The sequence below is a fragment of the Chryseobacterium sp. A301 genome (genome assembly GCF_054489425.1).
In genome coordinates, this window is the sequence record NZ_JBTMWY010000001.1 from 547,669 (window position 1) to 566,523 (window position 18,855).

Annotated in this window: 19 protein-coding genes; 8 read left to right on the plus strand and 11 right to left on the minus strand. The window is 41.5% G+C overall.

Going from position 1 to position 18,855, the window contains the following annotated elements; translation table 11 throughout:
* Positions 1–13: 13 nt before the first annotated feature.
* The gene (gene murI, locus ACX3PU_RS02620; RefSeq protein ID WP_459083491.1) at positions 14–802 is read left to right on the plus strand and encodes a glutamate racemase; all 789 of its coding nucleotides are present in this window, start codon (positions 14–16) and stop codon (positions 800–802) included.
* Here murI and ACX3PU_RS02625 read toward each other — a convergent pair.
* The 4 genes from ACX3PU_RS02625 to ACX3PU_RS02640 form a co-directional block, all read right to left on the minus strand.
* A complete protein-coding gene (locus ACX3PU_RS02625) occupies positions 789–1,391 on the minus strand; it encodes an RsmD family RNA methyltransferase (RefSeq protein WP_459083347.1) in 603 nt (200 codons plus the stop codon). The two genes, murI and ACX3PU_RS02625, sit on opposite strands and share 14 nt — an antisense overlap.
* 18 nt (positions 1,392–1,409) lie before the next feature.
* Positions 1,410–2,123, minus strand: a complete 714-nt coding sequence (locus tag ACX3PU_RS02630; protein WP_459083348.1) for a DUF3822 family protein — start codon at positions 2,121–2,123, stop codon at positions 1,410–1,412.
* Between the two features lie 77 nt (positions 2,124–2,200).
* Positions 2,201–2,695, minus strand: coding sequence for a Smr/MutS family protein (locus ACX3PU_RS02635; protein ID WP_459083349.1), 495 nt, complete (start codon positions 2,693–2,695; stop codon positions 2,201–2,203).
* Positions 2,685–3,200 carry a metallophosphoesterase family protein gene (locus tag ACX3PU_RS02640; protein ID WP_459083350.1) on the minus strand — a complete coding sequence of 172 codons (516 nt, stop codon included), beginning with the start codon at positions 3,198–3,200 and terminating at the stop codon, positions 2,685–2,687. The genes ACX3PU_RS02635 and ACX3PU_RS02640 overlap by 11 nt, the downstream gene beginning before the upstream one ends.
* Positions 3,201–3,232: 32 nt before the next feature.
* Between ACX3PU_RS02640 and truA the strand changes: the two genes are divergently transcribed.
* Entirely contained in the window at positions 3,233–4,006 is a 774-nt protein-coding gene (gene truA / locus ACX3PU_RS02645; RefSeq protein ID WP_459083351.1) for a tRNA pseudouridine(38-40) synthase TruA, read from the plus strand.
* Positions 4,007–4,081: 75 nt separating this feature from the next.
* The gene (locus ACX3PU_RS02650) at positions 4,082–5,845 is read left to right on the plus strand and encodes an ABC transporter ATP-binding protein (RefSeq protein ID WP_459083352.1); all 1,764 of its coding nucleotides are present in this window, start codon (positions 4,082–4,084) and stop codon (positions 5,843–5,845) included.
* 337 nt (positions 5,846–6,182) lie between these two features.
* Here ACX3PU_RS02650 and groL read toward each other — a convergent pair whose 3' ends face one another.
* From groL to ACX3PU_RS02670, 4 genes are all read right to left on the minus strand, one after another.
* On the minus strand, positions 6,183–7,808 hold the full coding sequence (groL, locus tag ACX3PU_RS02655) for a chaperonin GroEL (RefSeq protein WP_459083353.1): 1,626 nt from the start codon (positions 7,806–7,808) through the stop codon (positions 6,183–6,185).
* 67 nt (positions 7,809–7,875) lie between these two features.
* On the minus strand, positions 7,876–8,157 hold the full coding sequence (locus ACX3PU_RS02660; protein WP_459083354.1) for a co-chaperone GroES: 282 nt from the start codon (positions 8,155–8,157) through the stop codon (positions 7,876–7,878).
* 213 nt (positions 8,158–8,370) lie between these two features.
* Complete coding sequence (locus ACX3PU_RS02665; RefSeq protein WP_459083355.1) at positions 8,371–10,743, minus strand: M1 family metallopeptidase; 2,373 nt, start codon at positions 10,741–10,743, stop codon at positions 8,371–8,373.
* 177 nt (positions 10,744–10,920) lie between these two features.
* Complete coding sequence (locus ACX3PU_RS02670) at positions 10,921–11,496, minus strand: HupE/UreJ family protein (protein WP_459083356.1); 576 nt, start codon at positions 11,494–11,496, stop codon at positions 10,921–10,923.
* A gap of 144 nt (positions 11,497–11,640) precedes the next feature.
* Between ACX3PU_RS02670 and ACX3PU_RS02675 the strand changes: the two genes are divergently transcribed.
* Positions 11,641–12,831 carry an MFS transporter gene (locus tag ACX3PU_RS02675; RefSeq protein WP_459083357.1) on the plus strand — a complete coding sequence of 397 codons (1,191 nt, stop codon included), beginning with the start codon at positions 11,641–11,643 and terminating at the stop codon, positions 12,829–12,831.
* Positions 12,832–12,862: 31 nt separating this feature from the next.
* Positions 12,863–13,408 carry a DUF6702 family protein gene (locus tag ACX3PU_RS02680; protein ID WP_459083358.1) on the plus strand — a complete coding sequence of 182 codons (546 nt, stop codon included), beginning with the start codon at positions 12,863–12,865 and terminating at the stop codon, positions 13,406–13,408.
* On the opposite strand, the gene ACX3PU_RS02685 is transcribed toward ACX3PU_RS02680, so the two are convergent.
* A complete protein-coding gene (locus ACX3PU_RS02685; protein ID WP_459083359.1) occupies positions 13,405–13,989 on the minus strand; it encodes an acyl carrier protein phosphodiesterase in 585 nt (194 codons plus the stop codon). The two genes, ACX3PU_RS02680 and ACX3PU_RS02685, sit on opposite strands and share 4 nt — an antisense overlap.
* A gap of 10 nt (positions 13,990–13,999) precedes the next feature.
* Positions 14,000–15,346 (minus strand): DNA repair protein RadA, encoded by a 1,347-nt coding sequence (radA, locus tag ACX3PU_RS02690; RefSeq protein ID WP_459083360.1) that lies wholly within the window; start codon positions 15,344–15,346, stop codon positions 14,000–14,002.
* Between the two features lie 310 nt (positions 15,347–15,656).
* On the opposite strand from radA, the gene ACX3PU_RS02695 reads away from it, so the two are divergent.
* Positions 15,657–17,267 carry a CTP synthase gene (locus tag ACX3PU_RS02695; protein ID WP_459083361.1) on the plus strand — a complete coding sequence of 537 codons (1,611 nt, stop codon included), beginning with the start codon at positions 15,657–15,659 and terminating at the stop codon, positions 17,265–17,267.
* Positions 17,268–17,310: 43 nt separating this feature from the next.
* Here the strand turns inward: ACX3PU_RS02695 and ACX3PU_RS02700 are convergent, their stop codons facing one another.
* Positions 17,311–17,457 (minus strand): hypothetical protein, encoded by a 147-nt coding sequence (locus ACX3PU_RS02700; protein WP_459083362.1) that lies wholly within the window; start codon positions 17,455–17,457, stop codon positions 17,311–17,313.
* A gap of 263 nt (positions 17,458–17,720) precedes the next feature.
* Between ACX3PU_RS02700 and ACX3PU_RS02705 the strand changes: the two genes are divergently transcribed.
* On the plus strand, positions 17,721–18,482 hold the full coding sequence (locus tag ACX3PU_RS02705) for a type IV toxin-antitoxin system AbiEi family antitoxin domain-containing protein (protein WP_459083363.1): 762 nt from the start codon (positions 17,721–17,723) through the stop codon (positions 18,480–18,482).
* A 19-nt stretch (positions 18,483–18,501) separates the two neighbouring features.
* The gene (locus ACX3PU_RS02710; protein WP_459083364.1) at positions 18,502–18,633 is read left to right on the plus strand and encodes a transposase; all 132 of its coding nucleotides are present in this window, start codon (positions 18,502–18,504) and stop codon (positions 18,631–18,633) included.
* The last annotated feature ends 222 nt before the right edge of the window (positions 18,634–18,855 follow it).

Below are 18,855 nucleotides of genomic sequence, written 5' to 3' on the forward strand. Positions count from 1 at the left end.
TCTTCACGCAGATATGCCTATCGGAATATTTGATTCAGGAGTAGGAGGACTGACCGTCGCAAGAGAAATTCGCAAGATCCTTCCCAAGGAAAATTTCATCTATTACGGCGATACAAAGCATTTGCCTTACGGAGATAAATCTCCCGAAGCGATTCAAGGCTATTGCCGTCGAATCACTCAATTTCTACTAGATCAGGGCTGTAAAGCGATTGTGGTGGCTTGTAATACGGCCACTGCGAATGCTCTGAAAGAAATCAAAGAATTGGTCGATGGAAGAGTCCCGGTGATTGATGTAATTAGTCCCGTGGCAGAAAAAGTAGCTTTTGAAATTCATACCAATGTGGGCGTGATTGCAACCAAAGCGACCGTGAGCTCGGGAATCTATCGAAAAAGCATTCGAAAACATAACAAGTTTATTCATGTGGATGAACTTCCGACCCCTCTCTTAGTGCCTGCGATTGAGGAAGGCTTTCGGAACCATCCCATTACAAGCGCGATCATCTACAATTATTTAAGTCAAAATAAGCTTAAGAATATTGAAACGTTGATCTTGGGATGTACGCATTACCCTCTTCTAATGGACGAAATTAAGCAGTTTTACGGCAACCGAGTTCGTATTATCGACTCGCCAAGCATTGTGGTGGGTCACTTAAAATTCATCCTTGATTCGAGCCATTTGCTCCAGAGTGAAAATCAGAACGTGGAATATCATTTCTACGTCTCGGACGTGACGAAAAACTTTGAAAAGATTTCAAAAAAGATTTTTGGAAACGCGATTCCTTTAGAGCTTAGGCCTCTGTAATCGGAGTTTGCTCCGATTCAACTTCTGATGCTGCTTCTGGTTTTTGAAGGAAGGAAAACGTGATGTTTCCGTACTTTCTACTTTCAAGAATAGAAGGATGCTGCAGCTTTAATCGTGTGGTGTGTTCCAAGATGAAACTTCCCCCCGGCTTAAGAAAATCCCCATTTAAAACAAGATCGATTAGTTTTTGGTATTGTGCCTCGTCGGTGGATTCAAAGGGCGCATCACAAAAGATCAAATCAAACTGCTTTTTACTACGGTTCTTTTTTAAGTATTCGTAAACGTCCGCACGTTGCACATTGATTTGCAGTGCCATGTCTAGCTCTGCTGCGGTCGCGTTAATAAAGGCGCAATGCTTCGGATTGAGCTCTACGGCGGTAATGTCTTTGCAGTCCCGAGAAGCAAATTCTAGGGAAATCGATCCAATGCCTGCGAAGAGGTCTAGGACCGTAAGGAATTCTAAGTCATGACGGTGCTCTAGGATGCTGAACAGGGCTTCCTTTGCGAAATCCGTGGTAGGACGGACCTCGAAATGTTTGGGAGCAGCAATTCGTTTGCCTTTCCAGCGTCCGGAGATAATTCTAAACATCGTCTGAGTTCTTGGGGGTTAATTTAAGATGAAATTCTTTTTCGGCAAATTGTCGAAAGGAATTTTTAAATGGGTCGCAAATTTATTGAGTTCCGAGATAAAGGTTTCGTTTTGAGAGGTTTCTCCGTATATGTGAAACCGGGTTTCTCTAAGGGAGAAATCAATTTTGCTTAAAGTGAAAAGTATGAAATACAGGAAGTCAACCTCGGATTGCAAATCTAGATGGTTGTAGAGCACTACTTTTTTGTTCGCAAATGCGAAAAATTCACATTGGTTCTGATACAAATTTATGTGAACCTCTCTTGGTTTTTTAACTGAGATCTGGTTTAAAAATTTTTCTCCAGAGAAGTTGAATTTTGCATTCTTATTTTTCTGTTTTATAACCTGGTAAAGATCCTTTGGGAAGGTGTAATAAAACTGAACTGCATGTTTTTTATTCACCGCAAGCATCAGTTCTTCTTCGTCTTTCTCTAGAGAGGCATTCAGGGAAAGCAGATCCAGTCCCATTTCGTGCTGAGAAAAACCTTCGGGCATCAGGGTGAAATGGTTAAAAGCAGAATAAACTTCAATCTTATCGAACGAGCTTTTAAGAAGGTTTTCAATGGGCTGCAAAAACGATTGTTCTTTGGATTCCAAATCTAAGAGCAGTTCCTTTTCTTCCAATACGCTTTTCGCATTGGTAATTTGGTAAAGTAAATAGTCTTTGGAGACAAGTAATCGGAGCTGTTTCATCGTTATTTAGGCGCAAATTTAGAGAATTTAATTGGGATTTGAAAAAGCAGGGAGCGTTTGTGAGGCGTAGAGCTGCATTACTTCCAGTACACGAGAATGCTTGCAGATTGCTGGGTCAAGATCTGAGTGTGCTGGAATTCAAGATCCATCGCATTTTCTAGGTAGTCCACGACCAGCTTTTGAAGGACCCCATCGCCTAACCCGTGGATGATTTCTAATTTTTTTAGGCGGTGCGTTCGGCAGAATTCGATGGTTTCGATCAGTTTTTCTTTTTGAAGAAAGAGTCTTTCAAAACTCTCATAGGCAAGCGGATTCGAGACCAATTTATCAAAATGAAGATCAAGAACAAGATGGGTAGTTCGGTGTTTCTTCGAGGTTGTTTTTAAGGGTTCCTTTTTTGGGTTTACTTCCATGTTTTCATAAAGCGAAGTATCCATCGGAACCAGTTCCGATTTGTGATGCTTATGGGTGAACCCATGAGAGTCTTTAAAGACAACCCATTCTCCATGAACCGAAGTGACGGTTCCATAGAGATCTTGGTCTATGAGTGATACAGCGTCGTTAATCTTCATTGTTTTTTTCCGTTTTGTTTCCCAGTTCAATCACGATTAGATTTTGGATTTCTCCTTTCTCTATTTCAAAACTAAGCAGGGTTCTTTTTTGATGCCAGCCTTGGCGACCACAGGCGCCAGGATTCAAATGCAACAGTCCTAAATTTTTATCGTACATCACTTTTAAAATATGCGAATGTCCTGAAATGAAGAGTTTTGGTTTTAGCTGCTTAATACTTTCTCTGGCAGAAGGTGAGTACTTACCGGGATAACCTCCAATGTGAATCATGAAGACCTCGAGACCTTCACAAGTAAAGGAAAGAGACTCAGGGCAGCGGCTGCGAAGAGAGGCCCCGTCTATATTCCCATAGACTGCGCGAAGAGTCCCTTTGGACTCCAGAGCCTCAAAGACCTCAAGATTTCCGAAATCTCCGGCGTGCCAAATTTCATCCGCTTGCTCGGCGTAATGCAAAATGCGCTCGTCCATATAAGAATGCGTGTCAGAAAGTAAGAGTATCTTCTTCAAATGTTTTATTTTTGCATTGCAAACATACGAAATTGAGATATTTTATTGAGTTTTCCTACTTCGGAAAGAATTATTTTGGCTATCAAATCCAGCCCCGAGAAATCTCGGTGCAAGAAGTTCTAGAAACATCACTCTCGACACTTTTGCGCGAGAAGATCTCCCTTACAGGAGCGGGTCGAACGGACACCGGAGTACATGCCAAAAAAATGTTTGCTCACTTGGATTTTGAGGGAGAAATCCCTTGTGACCTAGTAAGACGCTTAAATCGGTTTTTGCCTAGAGACATTCAAGTGGAAAAGCTGTTTGAGGTTCAGCCCTCAGCGCATGCTCGCTTTGATGCAACCTATCGAACCTATGAGTACCATGTATCACAGGTCAAGGATCCCTTTTCAATCGATACAGCCTACTCGTTTTATACGCGAGCGCTTGATCTTGAGAAAATGAATCAGGCCGCTGAAATTATTTGTCAGTACAAAGAATTTGAAAGTTTTGCAAAAGTAGGTGGAGATAACAAAACGTTTGTTTGTCAAATCTATAAAGCAAAATGGGAAAGGATTGAAAACCGTCTAATTTTCACCATATCGGCCAATCGATTTTTACGCAACATGGTTCGAGCTATTGTGGGAACTTTATTGGAAGTGGGAGTTGGGAAGATTAGGCCTGAGGAAGTAAGAGAAATAATTGAAAGTAAAAATCGAAATCGAGCAGGAACCTCTGCGCCTGCGCACGGTCTTTATCTTCTCGACGTAGGCTATGAGTGGGAAACGATCTTAAAGAAGGACTCGATTTTCAAAACCCCTAGCTAGAGACGGCATGCTATCTATGAAACATTCCGTAAATTTGCATCAGAAAATTTAACCATACTAAATTTTTATACCCCTATGAATAAACCCTCGACCGGATCTATCATTAAACGCCTATTTCTAATAGGTATGAAATTTCGTTCGTGGTTTATCTTCGCCTTGGTCGTATCCATTTTGCTATCGGTAACCTCCACATTCCGACCTTATTTAACCATGCAAATCGTCGACAATGACATTATCAAATTAGGCGACAAGGGTCTAATGATGAAGCATATTTATTGGTTGGTGGGTCTTGTCTTTTTAGAGACCTTTCTTAATTTTTTCCTCGTTTATTTCTCCAATTTTATTTCTCAGAATGTCATTCGGGATATTCGAGAAACTCTATACAAGAAACTGCTCTATTTCAAAACTTCTTTTTTTGATAAAACGCCTATCGGTCAGTTGGTGACCCGAGCGGTTGGAGATGTGGAAACCATTGCCACGGTGTACACCGATGGGTTTTTGATGGTGTTCGGGGATATCTTACGAATCGTCTTCGTATTAATCATGATGTTCAACACAAACGAGCATTTGAGTTATATTTCTATTGCGATCTTACCTCTGATGGTGGTCATTACAAGGTTCTTTCAAAAGAGGCTTAAAAAAGCGTTTGGAGATGAAAGAACTTGGACTGCAAACCAAAACTCGTTCGTACAAGAAAGACTTGCAGGGATGCAACTGATTCAAGTTTTCAATCGACAAGGACAGGAATATTCGAAGTTTGTTTCCATTAACGAGACTCTAAAGAGTGCGCTTCTTCGAACCGTCTTTATCTTTTCGCTCTTTTTCCCAGTAGTGGAATTAATTTCTTCCTTATTTATCGGCTTTGTTCTATTTTACGGAGGGTATATTACCATTACAGCAGGGGTGGTTATTGCATTCATTCAGTACATCTCGATGCTTATTCGACCACTTCGACAAATCGCAGACCGCTTTAACAATATTCAGCGAGGCATTGTGGGAGCTGAGCGTGTATTAGGACTGATGGATCAAGATTTATCCATGTCCAATACGGGCACCGTGAAGAAAGATCATTTCGAAGGCCGAATTGAATTTAAGGATGTGCATTTTTCGTATGACGAAAAACAAGAAGTGCTTAAGGGCATAAGTTTCCAGGTGAATCCTGGAGAAAGCGTCGCCATAGTAGGCGCTACAGGAGCCGGTAAATCCACGATTATTAGCTTGCTCACTCGTCTTTACGACCGCAATTCTGGTGAGATTTTAATTGACGGTGTGCCGCTTGAAAAATACGAGCTTTACAATTTAAGAGCCCACGTGGGAGTTGTATTGCAAGACGTATTCTTATTCCATGACAGCATCTATGAGAATTTAGCCTTTGGTGACCCTGAGGTTACACCTGAAAAAGTGAAAAAAGCGGCCAAAGAAATAGAGGTCGATCAGTTTATTTCCCAGCTTCCAGGAGGATATGAGTATGTCGTTAGCGAGAGAGGAAGCTCTATTTCTCTAGGGCAAAGACAGCTTTTGTCCTTCCTTCGGGCTTATCTATCCGATCCTAAAATCTTAATTCTCGACGAGGCAACCTCTTCCATTGATCCCCAAAGCGAAAAACTCATCCAACGCGCAACAGAGAAGATTACTCAAAATCGCACCTCGATTATTATTGCGCACAGACTCTCCACTATTCAAAAAGCTGACAAAATTTTGGTGATGGACTCAGGTCTGATTGTAGAGCAAGGGACTCATGAGGAGCTTCTAAAAGTAGGTGGGTTTTATTCGAACTTGTACAAAGGTCAGCTTCAAAAACCGTCTGTGGAAGTCGAGAATACGTCCGAAGAAATCTAGGTTTTTACCGTTTGTTTTCCAAATAGAGAATCGTATCATGATATGGGGTAGAGGCCCTCTGCCTTGGAATGCCAAATGTCTTTAAGGAGCCATGGTTTTATTTCGCTCGACTCTTTTTTGGGCACGGCCCTATGGAATTTTATGCGAGCGGATTGAGCTCGAATTTCGGTGTCGTTTTTATCATGAAGAGATGCGACTCTTACGTATACCCCCGAATCTTTACCCGTCTCTGGTTTTCCTTTTGGGGTCTCTCGGGATCATGAATAAAAAAAGCAGCGAGCTCTTTTAAAAGAACTCGCTGCCTATAGGATTCGAAAAACGAATGCCTGGACCTTTATTACATCATCCCTGGCATTCCTCCGCCCATTGGCATTTGAGGTTCGTCTTTCTTAACTTCTGTAATTACACATTCTGTTGTAAGTAGCATTCCAGAAACTGAAGCTGCATTTTCAAGTGCAACACGTACTACTTTCGTTGGGTCAATAATACCTGCTTCAAACATGTTTACATACTCATCGTTTTTCGCGTTGAATCCGAAGTCTCCTGTTCCTTCCGATACTTTCGCAACGATTACAGAACCTTCTCCACCTGCGTTCGCGACAATCTGTCTTAAAGGCTCTTCAATGGCTCTTTTTACAATTTTGATTCCCGTAAGTTGATCCGCATTTTCAGCCGTTAAATTGCTAAGTGCTTCAATGCTTCTTACTAGTGCAACCCCACCTCCAGGAACGATTCCTTCTTCTACGGCAGCTCTTGTTGCGTGAAGCGCATCGTCTACACGGTCTTTCTTTTCTTTCATTTCCACTTCCGAAGCAGCTCCTACGTAAAGGACAGCCACCCCACCTGCTAATTTAGCAAGACGTTCTTGAAGTTTTTCTCTATCGTAATCTGAAGTTGTGTTTTCCATTTGAGCTTTGATTTGACCCACACGCCCCTTGATTTGAGCTTGGTCACCTCCTCCGTTTACGATGGTAGTGTTGTCCTTGTCAATCGAAACTTTCTCAGCGGTTCCTAGCATCTCAAGAGTTGCGTTCTCCATTGTGAACCCTCTTTCTTCTGAGATTACTTGTCCTCCTGTTAAAATCGCGATGTCTTCAAGCATAGCTTTTCTGCGGTCTCCAAATCCTGGAGCTTTTACGGCTGCAATTTTTAGAGATCCTCTTAGTTTGTTTACAACCAAAGTAGCAAGTGCTTCTCCTTCTACTTCTTCAGAAATGATAAGAAGGGATTTTCCGGCTTGTGCTACAGGTTCAAGTACAGGAAGAAGTTCTTTCATGGAAGAAATTTTCTTCTCAACAAGTAAAATGTATGGGTTTTCAAGTTCCGTTACCATTTTCTCTGAATTGGTCACGAAATAAGGAGATTGGAATCCTCTGTCGAATTGCATTCCTTCTACTACATCTACAGTCGTATCTGTTCCTTTTGCTTCTTCTACGGTGATTACTCCTTCTTTACCCACTTTACCGAACGCTTCTGCGATCAGAGCACCAATGGTGTCGTCGTTGTTTGCAGAAATAGAAGCGACTTGCTTGATTTTTTCTGCAGCTTCTCCTACTTCTTGTGATTGGGATTTAAGGTTTTCTACGACGCTAGCAACGGCTTTGTCGATTCCTCTTTTTAGGTCCATTGGATTGGCTCCAGCCGCTACGTTTTTAAGTCCTTCGCGAACGATCGCTTGAGCAAGTACAGTCGCGGTAGTGGTTCCGTCTCCGGCAATATCATTGGTTTTAGAAGCTACTTCTTTTACCATCTGTGCTCCTAAGTTTTCAACTTTGTCTTCTAGTTCAATTTCTTTTGCTACAGAAACTCCGTCTTTGGTTACGTGGGGTGCTCCGAATGCTTTCTCGATTACTACATTTCTTCCCTTAGGTCCTAGAGTTACTTTCACAGCGTTTGCCAAGGCATCTACACCTCTTTTTAACGCGTCTCTCGATTCAATGTCGAATTTTATTTCTTTTGCCATTTTAATTTAATTTTTTAGATAAGTCGGTTTGTATGACTTTATTTAAAGTTTGTTAATAGGGATTTAATTACGATCCTAAAATTCCAAGTAGATCGGATTCTCTTACGATAAGGAAATCTTTTCCTTCCAATTTAAGTTCAGAACCTGAATACTTTCCGTAAAGTACTTTGTCTCCTACTTTAACGGTGGTAGGTTCGTCTTTCTTTCCAGGGCCTACTGCCACTACAGTTCCTTCTTGTGGTTTTTCTTGTGCCGTGTCTGGAATGATAATTCCGGAAGCCGTTTTGGTTTCTGCCGCGGTAGGTTCAACGAGAACGCGGTCTGCAAGCGGTTTGAAATTTACTGACATAATTGTATATTTTAATTAGTTGTTGTTATTTTCTCTTCAATTCCCCAAAACTTTGCCAATGTCTAGCTGGGTAGGAAAAAGCTACTTTAGGGGGATAAATTGGCAGACTCTTGGACAAGAGGTGTAAATATGGCAGATTTTTTTGGGTCCGCTTTTTTGCATTAAAAAAACCACCTGCGCTGCGCAAGTGGTTTTTAGGAATTTTTATTGGGTCTATTTCTTAGCGGCCTGCATTGGGTTTAGTCTTCCACTGGAAGCGCCGCGAGCGGACTGTCCTTGTTTGCGTTTGAAGACGTCAAACGAAGTAGCGGGCTCTTTGTTTGTACTAGCGCTCCAGAAATTGTTCTTTTCGTCAATGTCAGAGGTTTCTTTCATTGGGTCTAGTTGAATGGATTTTAGTTTTTTATCGAACACATAGGAAAGCTTCACGTTTTTCTCATTGTGTCTCCAAATTTGAGCCGGACGCTTGTCCTCAAGTTTAGTTCCATCTTCAAAAGTGAATTCGAGTAGAATCGGCATCACAAGTCCTCCTTTGTTGGAGAACTCTAGCTGGTAGGCCGTTAAGTTTTTAAGATTAGCTTTTTCACTTGCAGGAACTTTTTCTTGGAAATCAAAACTCATCGTGTGACTAGTAGTAGTGTCCACTTTCTCAAGTCCGCGGTTGTATCGATAGTAAAAGTCTTGCAATTCCTTGTCCTGTTCCGTGTAAAATACAATAGAAGGATCTGCTTGATTTCGTTTTTTAGACAAATCCACGAAGTCGTTTTCAAGCGGTTTGTCAACTGTGTAATTTCTTGTCATCGGTTTTGGAGAATACTCTAAGTTCGGAGTAGCCACAGAAACTTTATCGAGAGAAATGTCCACAGGATCGGTGCCATAGAACCAGCCTCTCCAGAACCAGTCTAAATCCTCTCCACTCGCATCTTCCATGGATCTGAAAAAATCCGCAGGTTCAGGATGGCGGAAGGCCCAACGTTTTGAATAGGTTTTGAAGGCTTGGTCAAAAAGTTCACGTCCCATAATGGTTTCTCTTAAGATATTGAGTCCCGTTGCCGGTTTTGCGTAGGCATTAGGTCCAAAATGCGTGATATTTTCGGAGTTGGTCATAATAGGTTCCAACTGGTCTTTTGGTAATTTCATATAGTCCACAATCGTGTGGGCCGGACCTCTTCTCGATGGGAATTTCGGATCCCAACGTTCCTCCGTTAGGTACTCCACAAAGGTATTGAGTCCTTCGTCCATCCAAGTCCACTGTCTTTCGTCAGAATTGATGATCATAGGGAAGAAGTTGTGACCTACCTCGTGAATGATTACACCAATCATTCCGTTTTTGGTTCCTTCGGAGTAGGTTCCGTCTTTCTCCGTGCGTCCATAGTTGAAACAAATCATTGGGTATTCCATCCCGTTCGAAGCTTCAATCGACTGGGCTACAGGGTAAGGATACGGAATCGTAAATTCAGAATAAGTCTTAATCGTATGTGCTACCGCTTTGGTGGAGAATTTTCTATAGAGTCCGTAGGCCTCTTTTGGATAAAGACTCATGGCCATCACGTCGTTTCCGTTTTCTGGGATTTTTACGTGCATCGCATCCCAAATGAATTTTCTAGAGCTTGTCCATGCAAAATCACGTACATCGTTAGCTTCGAAAACCCAAGTTTTTCTCTTTTTGCTTTTGTTTTTTTCTGCTTTTGTGGCCTCTGCTAGAGTCACAATTTCAATAGGTTCATTTGAGGTTTTGCTTTTTTGGTAGCGGCTATATTGATCCGCGGAAAGCACTTCTTTATAATTTTTACCTTCGCCTGTTGCGGCCACGATATGATCTGCCGGCACGTTCATCGTCACTTTGTAGTTTCCAAAGACAAGTGCAAATTCCCCACGTCCTGTAAATTGATGGTTTTGCCATCCCTGAAAATCAGAGTAAACACACATTCTAGGGAACCATTGCGTAATGGTGTATAGATCGTTTCCATCTTCTGGGAAGTATTCATAACCTCCTCGTCCTCCCGTAGAAAGGCGGTTCGAAATGTTGTAGTTCCAGTCAATGTGGAAGGTGATTTTATCACCAGGTTTCAAGGGGGAAGGAAGGTCGATTCGCATCATGGTTTTGTTAACCGTATACGAAAGCGCTTTTCCATTGGAGTCGACTACTTTTTCAAGGTCAACCCCAAGACCGTTGTTCTTTTTAGGAAGTTCACTAGGTCCCAAATCGTCTGAAGAGACTTGCTTGGGAAGGGAAGAAGAGAAATCATACCCTGCATTGTTCACAGAGGAATGCTCATTCTCATCGAGTTGAAGCCAAAGGTAGTCTAGTGCGTCCGGTGAGTTGTTATAATAGGTTACTTTCTCGGATGCTTTTAGATTTCTTTTTTCTTCGTCTAAGTAGGCTGTAATGTCGTAATCCGCTCGGTTCTGCCAATACTGAGTTCCCGGAGCTCCCGCTGCGTTGCGGTAAACATTGGGTGTCGGTAGGATTGTGCCAAGCTGTTCGAACTTATTGCCGTGCTTAGCCTCTGGATTGTTTTGGTGATTTTGAGCTTTGGAAAATCCGAAGCTTAGGAGCAGGATTAAGAGTAGTTTTAGTTTCATAATGAAGGGTGCGAGAGGAATTGAAATGGGTTTCGCGTATCAAAACTACTTATTATTTGCCAAAAAACGAAAAAAATGAAGTTTTTTTTCAAAACTATTTTTTGAAATTCTGCTGAGAAGTAATTCCTCATCAACGTCTACCAACTCGTCAGTTGGTGTTTTGTGCTTCTAGTTGAATTATGGAATTCGCTCTAGAGTCATTTGCATCGCTAGAAAAAAGACCCCCGAAGAAATAAACAGTGCCCAGTCTCTTTTGGGAATCTTCACCAGTTGAACCATCACAAAACTCACTAGCAAAAAGACCACCACAAGAAGGATCTGGCCAAGCTCCAGTCCAATGTTAAAGCCTAAAAGAGGGAGGAACAAAGACTGCTCCTTCGCTAGGGTCATACGGATCGTATTGGCAAATCCCATTCCGTGAATGAGTCCAAAGAAAAGTGCGAGGTAATAATTAAGACGCATTAAGGTTTTGGCCTTATTGCGTAAAATAAGGTTGTCAAGTGCCGTTAATACAATGGTAAGCGGAATTAAGAACTCAACCCAATTTCCAGGAACTCGAAGGATTTCCATTGCACTTAAGGCGAGGGTTAGGGAATGCCCGATGGTAAAAGCAGTCACAAGAATTAAAATTTTCTTGAAATCTTGGATCGAGTAAGCCATGATTAAAACCAAAACGAAAAGTTGATGGTCTAAGGCATCCAAGGAAATAATATGCTCCCAACCGAGATTTAAATACAAAGTAAAGTCCTTCACAGAAATGTTTTTTAGTAAATGAAAGTACGACGAATCGCAAAAGTAAGAAAAATTGACCTATGAAATCAATAGAAAAAGACTCTAGGCAATTTCAGTTTGAAGGGCATTAATTTGGTACTTTTGCCGATTGAAAAAACAGGTAGTATGAACGGAGAAGAAAGGAATAAGGAAAGTTTTGCTGAACAGCCCAATTGGAGCGCCGTTTGGTCTGTAGCCCTGTGTGTGGCCGGACTCATTATTGCAGAATTTTTGCCCGCGAGTCTTTTAACTCCGATGGCTTCTGAGCTAACCGTAAGCGAAGGAACGGTGGGAATGGCCATCTCGGTCACGGCCGCCGTGGCTATGATTTCTAGTTTGTTTATCGGAGTCACCACCGCGAAATTAGACCGTCGGTGGGTTTTGATGGGCTTTAGCTTACTTCTTGTTTTCTCAAATTTAATTGTAGGTTTTGCTCCTAATTTTGGCATCCTTATTATAGGGCGTATCCTTCTTGGAATTGGAATTGGTGGGTGTTGGAGTATGATGGCTGCCACCGCCATGCGTCTGGTTCCTAAGGAGCATGTCCCCAAAGCTCTTTCGATTATCTTTAGTTCAGTTTCGGTAGCGACTGTACTTGCTGCCCCTCTGGGCAGTTTCTTAGGGATGCACATCGGATGGAGAAACGTATTCTTGCTTGCTTCTCTTGTGGGAGTGATTTCCTTTGTATGGCAGTTTTCTTCCTTGCCTGTAATGGCCTCACAAGGAGCGGTTAAACTTCGCGAAGTATTTAGGATTTTAAAGCGCAACGAAATCAGACAAGGAATGCTTTCTACTTTCTTTATTTTTATGAGCTACGCGATTTTCTTTTCCTATTTAAGACCTTTTCTCGAAAATGTTACGAATGTGAAAGACGCCACCTTAACCTGGGTTCTACTTAGTTTTGGTGTGGCGAACTTTTTGGGCGCAAGTCTATCTCGTTATGCTCTTGATTGGAATCTCCATAAAACGCTACTACTGGCGGCACTTTTCATGGGGATTTGTGTAGTGGGTCTCATGTATTGGGGGACACTCCTTCCTCCCACCGTGGTTTTAGTCTCTTTTTGGGGAATGTTTTTCGGAATTGTGCAAGTGGGATGGACCCATTGGCTCACCCGAACAATTCCTGAACAGGCTGAGAGCGCAGGTGGACTTCAAACGGGACTTATCCAGCTTGCCATTACCCTTGGCGCTTTGGGTGGGGGACTGGTTATTGACGCACTAGGAGCAAGAAGCGTCTTTTTGTTTAGTACCGTTTGCGCAGCGATTGCCACTGTGATTGGAGTATACGCCTTTCGAAATCATTTGAAATTTAAATAATTGTTTTCATAGAAATTCCTACTTTCGTAGGATGAAATTTGCGACTCAAAGATTTTGGTTTTTTCCATTCCTACTGCTTTTTTGTTTTGCTTCGTTTGCGAAGGCAGGCTCTAACCCGGAAGCAAAAGTACTGCTTATACATCCCTACCATGTGGGTAGCGTGGAGTTTAATTACTCATCTCAATCTCAGACCTTTCAAATCACGGGAAGGTTCTTCTTAGATGATTTAGAAAATGCACTTCGAAAAAAGACGGGGAAGATTCTCTATTTTCAAAATGAGTCGATGAAAAAGTCTCTAAACGAGGCTCTTCGAGCCTACCTGTCAGAAAATCTACGTCTAAGAGTAGAAGGAGAATTCCTAAACATTGATTATTTAGGATTTGAGGAGGACAGTGAATCTGTGGTGGTTTATTTAGAGTCTTCAAAAGTAGAAACGCCAAGGAAAGTGGAAGTCGCGGTGAGTGCGCTTTACAATCTTTTCGACGATCAAATCAACATCATTCACTTAACGGTTGAGGGCAAAAGACAAAGCCAGAGGCTAAACTATCCCGATCGTTACTTATTCAAAGAATTCTAGCTTTGGCCTGCGTTAAACTCTTCACAATACGCTTTTAACTCAGGGAAAAACGCATCGTACAATTTCTTAATTCGATCGAGGTTCTGTACCAAAACTTCGAATACATTCACCGAGTCCTCTAAGAATTCTGCTCGTCTTACGACATGATGCAATGATTTTCTCATCCCTTCTAAGGACTGATATTGCATAAGCCAGTTGTCGCGAATCATACTAGGGAGGGCGGATTTTAACCGTGGGGGCAACCACTCTTCATACTGCGTAAGGCTTTGATACGCCCACTGACAATGAGTGTGCCACTGAGCAGTAGAGTGAAGCCGCCTGTCATTCAAAATAAAGTAATCCAAAACAATGTCGGCAAACACGCCTGCATAATGTCCAGTCAGAGGTCGAAATAGCGCTTTGATTGCTTTGAACTTAGGATGGCTGTCGGTAAAGCGATCAATCGCATGATGAAGATCAATTCCTTTTTGAATTTCTCTGGGATAGGAAAGACGATCTTTTCGCTTTGCAAAGTCCACAAGAAGGTTTCCCACCAATTGCTCAGGAGAATAGGAAAGATAACTGTGGGCTAGGTAATTCAATAAAATGAGTTTAAAATAAGAGTTCGTGCAATTGATCGAGTTTGCTGATTTCCACTATTTGGATGCCGTATTTTTTCTTGGGAATCTTATTTAGTTTGGAGACCACAATGGTTTCGTAGCCTAATTTTTCCGCTTCAGATATGCGCTGCTCAATCTGCCTTACAGGGCGCACCTCGCCGCTAAGGCCAATCTCTCCTGCAAAACAAAATTTTTCTGAAATTGGAATGTCTTCATTGGAAGAAAGAATACTTGCCACAACGGCTAAATCTAAAGCAGGATCATCCGTTTTAATGCCTCCTGTCAAGTTTAAGAAGACATCTTTTGCTCCCAATTGAAATCCTGCTCTTTTTTCAAGCACGGCAAGCAGCATGTTAAGTCGTTTGCTATCAAAGCCCGTGGTGCTTCTTTGCGGAGTACCGTAGACCGCAGAAGAAACAAGTGCTTGAATTTCAAGGAGCATGGGTCGGTTCCCCTCGAGGGTCACCGCTACCGAATTTCCTGAAAGAGGTTCAAGTTTCTTCGTGATTAAAACCTCGGAAGGATTCTTCACTTCTTTTAGGCCCTGAGAGACCATTTCATAAATGCCGATTTCCGCTGTGGAACCGAAACGGTTTTTACTCGCACGAAGCAGTCTAAAAAGATGGTTCCGATCTCCATCAAAGTTTAGGACCACGTCGACCATGTGCTCTAAGACTTTAGGACCTGCAATTTGCCCATCTTTTGTAATGTGACCTACAATAATAATAGGTGTGGAGGTGCTTTTCGCGAACTTAATTAGCTCGTTCGAACAGTCCCGAATTTGGGAAACCGTCCCGGGAGAACTTTCTAAATTTTGAGAATGAAGAGTTTGAATCGAATCGATGATGAGCAGATCGGGCTGTAGCTTTTTTGCCTCGTGAATGATTTTCTCTACGGAGACTTCCGTGAATAAGTAGCAGTGCGGATTCTGAAGCTCGGTGAGTCGATCCGCACGCATTTTGATTTGCGAGGTGCTTTCTTCTCCCGAAACATAAAGAATCTTCTTTTTCATCTTAAGGGCTAACTGCAAGAGCAAAGTTGATTTTCCGATTCCCGGTTCTCCACCGATTAAAATAACAGAGCCCAAAACAATGCCTCCGCCCAGAACACGGTTCAGTTCCTCGGAATTGCTTTTAATTCTAGGCTCTTCCGTAGTTTCTACTTCCACAATGTTGATAATGTGGTTTTTCGATTTTTCTGCGCTCTGTTTGCTAGAGGATTTCTCTACTATTTCTTCCGCGAGTGTATTCCAGGATCCACACGTTTTGCACTGTCCGTGCCACTGCGAATACTGAGTGCCGCAATTTTGACAGAAATACACCGATTTTAGTTTGGCCACTAGGTCTATTTTTTAAATTCAAATGGCAATTTACACTTTTTAGCGGCTTATTTCGAAAAAAAAAGGAAGTAAAAAAGGGTGAGTAGCAAGAAAAAAAGAGGCTTTTTTCAACTTGAAGGTGCGCTTTTTAAATCTTCGTTTTAAACGAACTAAAATCTTTTTACCGATCTTGGTTCCAATAGCTAATTACCTAATATGCAGTGCGTTTTTGGCTCCATAGTTAACTAAGTTTACTAAGTAAAGAAAGAATAAAAAGAAATCAAATTGCGCTGCATTGTTTTTTCCTTTAACTTTGCACAAACCTAAATCAATGAGTAAAAAACCGACAAAATATATTTTTGTTACCGGAGGCGTGACATCTTCGTTAGGAAAAGGAATCATCTCAGCCTCACTAGGGCTTCTTCTTAAAGAGCGAGGATTTAATGTCACCATTCAAAAACTCGACCCGTATATCAATATCGATCCAGGTACTTTAAATCCCTACGAGCACGGAGAATGTTACGTGACGCAGGATGGAGCAGAAACCGATTTGGATTTAGGTCATTACGAACGATTTTTAGATTCCACGACTTCTCAAAACAACAACGTAACCACGGGACGAATTTATCAAACCGTGATTGAAAAAGAGAGAAGAGGGGATTTTCTTGGGAAGACCGTTCAGGTTATTCCTCACATTACAAACGAAATTAAGCGTCGTATTAAAATTCTTTCTAAACAGAATTACGATATTATTATTACAGAGATTGGGGGGACGGTCGGAGATATTGAGTCACTTCCTTACATAGAATCTGTACGACAACTTCGTTGGGAGCTTGGAGAACAAAACTCAATGGTAATCCATTTAACCTTGGTTCCTTATTTAGCAGCCAGTGGAGAATTGAAAACAAAACCTTCTCAGCATTCTGTTCGCCAACTCATGGAATACGGAATTCAAGCCGATATTTTGGTTTGCCGCACCGAGCACAGCATAACGAAAGAAATTAGGGCAAAACTAGCTCAGTTCTGTAACGTGGACATTGCAAGTGTAATTGAATCGAAAGATATGGAAACCATCTATGAGGTTCCTTTAAATCTGCAGAAGCAAAATTTCGACGAAGTCGTTTTAAATGCCTTGAATTTAAAATCAGACAAAAAAGCAGAACTTAAGGATTGGAAACAGTTCTTAAAGCGCTATAAAAATCCGAAAAGAAAAGTAGAGATTGCTCTTGTGGGTAAATATGTCTCTCTGCAAGATTCTTATAAATCCATTGTAGAATCCTTTATCCATGCGGGCGCAGAACTCGAAACTGAAGTCAATATTCGCTGGGTATATAGTGGCGAGATTACGCGGGAAACCGTGGCTCAGACCTTTGAAGGAATTGACGGGATCTTAATTGCGCCAGGCTTTGGAGATCGAGGCATTGAGGGAAAAGTGGTAGCTGCACAGTACGCAAGAGAGGCCAAAATCCCAACCCTTGGAATTTGTCTAGGGATGCAAATTATGACCATTGAATTCGCTAGAACTGTGCTAGGTCTAGAAAAAGCCAATTCGGTTGAATTTGATTCCTCAACCCTGGATCCAGTCATTTCCTTAATGGAAGACCAGAAGAATGTGGTGGAGAAAGGGGGAACCATGAGACTGGGAGCTTGGAAATGCAGCTTGAAAACCGGCTCGAAACTCCACGAAATCTACGGAGCCAAAAACATTTCAGAGCGTCATAGACACAGGTATGAATTTAATTCTGAGTATACGAAGGAATTTGAATCCAAAGGACTCGTTCCCACAGGATTTAATCCTGAAACTCAGCTTGTGGAAACTTTGGAATTAAAGGACCATCCTTTTTATGTAGGAGTGCAGTACCATCCAGAGTATAAAAGTACCGTAGAATCGCCGCATCCGCTCTTTGTAGCCTTTGTGAAAGCGAGTCAAACAAAAAAATAAAGCCCTAGTAGCCGTCTCAATATTGGGGCGGCTATTTTTATGATTATTTTCTTAAAATTATTGTGTGCACTGTTGCTTTCTTTTCTATAGCAGTGGTCTTCCCGATGGCTTGTTTAGTTAACTTTTTTTGAACATCCTTTTTAACGGTTGCATTTACTTTTTTTGCAGTTCCGTTTGACTTTGTTTTCATAATTAGAAAATTTTAGATTAAACAATAGGGGATACCGATTTTTTAGGCGGATAAATTTGAACGCAAATATTTTGCGACGTTTATTTTTCGGGAATATTGTAAGAATACTATCTATTACCATGTTTTTTATGAGTGTCCATCTTTTTGATTTAAAAAGTTTAAAAAAACATGAATAAGCAAACTTATAGTTTGTATATTTATATTTAAATAAACTAAAGACTATTTTTATAGTTTAAAAAAAGTCGAAAACAGAAACTATTGGTTTGGAAAAAGAGCAAAAAATAAACCATCTTCTTAATTCACAGCCTCCGGGGGTCGTGTATTTAAGTTCGTGGTTAACGGAAAATGAGTTCTCCACGCAATTGCTGAACCGATATAAGACCAGCAATTGGATTTATTCTATAGGAACGGGAGCTTGGATGCGGGTGGGTGATAAGCCTACCTATCAGGGTGCTTTGTCCGCATTGCAACAGCAAGCTGGTCTGAATATCCATCCTGGAGGTAAAACGGCCTTGTCCTTATTGGGAAAAACCCATTATCTGGAGCTATCTGCAAAACAGATAACATTGTTCGGGGGAAGCGATGAAAATTTGCCCGCTTGGTTTTCAAAATACGATTGGGAGGTAAAAGTGAACTACTTCAGCTCCACCTTCCTTCCGCCCAAAATAGGGTTGCAAGTTTTGGAACAGGGGGCTTTCAGTTTGTTGGTGTCCAACCCTACAAGGGCCTTAATGGAATGTCTGTACCTAACGCCCAAAAAACAAGAACTGGTCGAGTGCTACGAAATCATGGAAGGGTTGAACAACCTCCGGCCAAAACAGGTACAGGAGCTCTTGGAGGCATGTACGTCCATAAAAGTAAAGCGGCTTTTCCTGTATATGGCAGAAAAGGCACGGCATGATTGGTTTAAATATATCGATTTAGACGGAATAGACCTTGGAAACGGGAAGCGTTCCTTGGTAAAAGAGGGTGTTTATATATCCAAATACCAAATAACCGTCCCTAAAGCATTTAGAACGCCATAAGTCCAAAGTGCGGGAAAACATGCTGAGCGAACTTGGAGAAATAAATCGCAAGCAGCGTAGTGTGGATGTGAAACCTGTATTTGCTCATATCAAATCCAACAGAAACTTCAAACGATTCACACATATAGGAATGCAAAAAGCAGAATTATAGTTCGGATTGCATGCATTAGCGCACAATTTAAGAAAGAAAGGAGCTTAAACAAGAGCCTCTTTTTGCTCAATCACTACAAATCGTGCAAACCCACAAAATATTTACTTAAAATTAAGTATATAAAAAAACCGCCTCAAAATTGTATTGAGACGGCTCCTTTTGCGTGAAAACTTGGCGTTTTGTACTTCGTTCGTTTTTCGCCCAAACTAAAAGGAGGCTTTC

What these genes read in the sequence shown, in the direction of transcription:
- ACX3PU_RS02625 (WP_459083347.1), bottom strand. Translation starts at nt 1,391, where the DNA reads ATGTTTAGAATTATCTCCGGACGCTGGAAAGGCAAACGAATTGCTGCT.
- ACX3PU_RS02710 (WP_459083364.1), top strand. Translation starts at nt 18,502, where the DNA reads ATGCTGAGCGAACTTGGAGAAATAAATCGCAAGCAGCGTAGTGTGGAT.
- groL (WP_459083353.1), bottom strand. Translation starts at nt 7,808, where the DNA reads ATGGCAAAAGAAATAAAATTCGACATTGAATCGAGAGACGCGTTAAAA.
- ACX3PU_RS02650 (WP_459083352.1), top strand. Translation starts at nt 4,082, where the DNA reads ATGAATAAACCCTCGACCGGATCTATCATTAAACGCCTATTTCTAATA.
- ACX3PU_RS02660 (WP_459083354.1), bottom strand. Translation starts at nt 8,157, where the DNA reads ATGTCAGTAAATTTCAAACCGCTTGCAGACCGCGTTCTCGTTGAACCT.
- murI (WP_459083491.1), top strand. Translation starts at nt 14, where the DNA reads ATGCCTATCGGAATATTTGATTCAGGAGTAGGAGGACTGACCGTCGCA.
- ACX3PU_RS02665 (WP_459083355.1), bottom strand. Translation starts at nt 10,743, where the DNA reads ATGAAACTAAAACTACTCTTAATCCTGCTCCTAAGCTTCGGATTTTCC.
- ACX3PU_RS02635 (WP_459083349.1), bottom strand. Translation starts at nt 2,695, where the DNA reads ATGAAGATTAACGACGCTGTATCACTCATAGACCAAGATCTCTATGGA.
- ACX3PU_RS02675 (WP_459083357.1), top strand. Translation starts at nt 11,641, where the DNA reads ATGAACGGAGAAGAAAGGAATAAGGAAAGTTTTGCTGAACAGCCCAAT.
- ACX3PU_RS02695 (WP_459083361.1), top strand. Translation starts at nt 15,657, where the DNA reads ATGAGTAAAAAACCGACAAAATATATTTTTGTTACCGGAGGCGTGACA.
- ACX3PU_RS02680 (WP_459083358.1), top strand. Translation starts at nt 12,863, where the DNA reads ATGAAATTTGCGACTCAAAGATTTTGGTTTTTTCCATTCCTACTGCTT.
- ACX3PU_RS02630 (WP_459083348.1), bottom strand. Translation starts at nt 2,123, where the DNA reads ATGAAACAGCTCCGATTACTTGTCTCCAAAGACTATTTACTTTACCAA.
- ACX3PU_RS02700 (WP_459083362.1), bottom strand. Translation starts at nt 17,457, where the DNA reads ATGAAAACAAAGTCAAACGGAACTGCAAAAAAAGTAAATGCAACCGTT.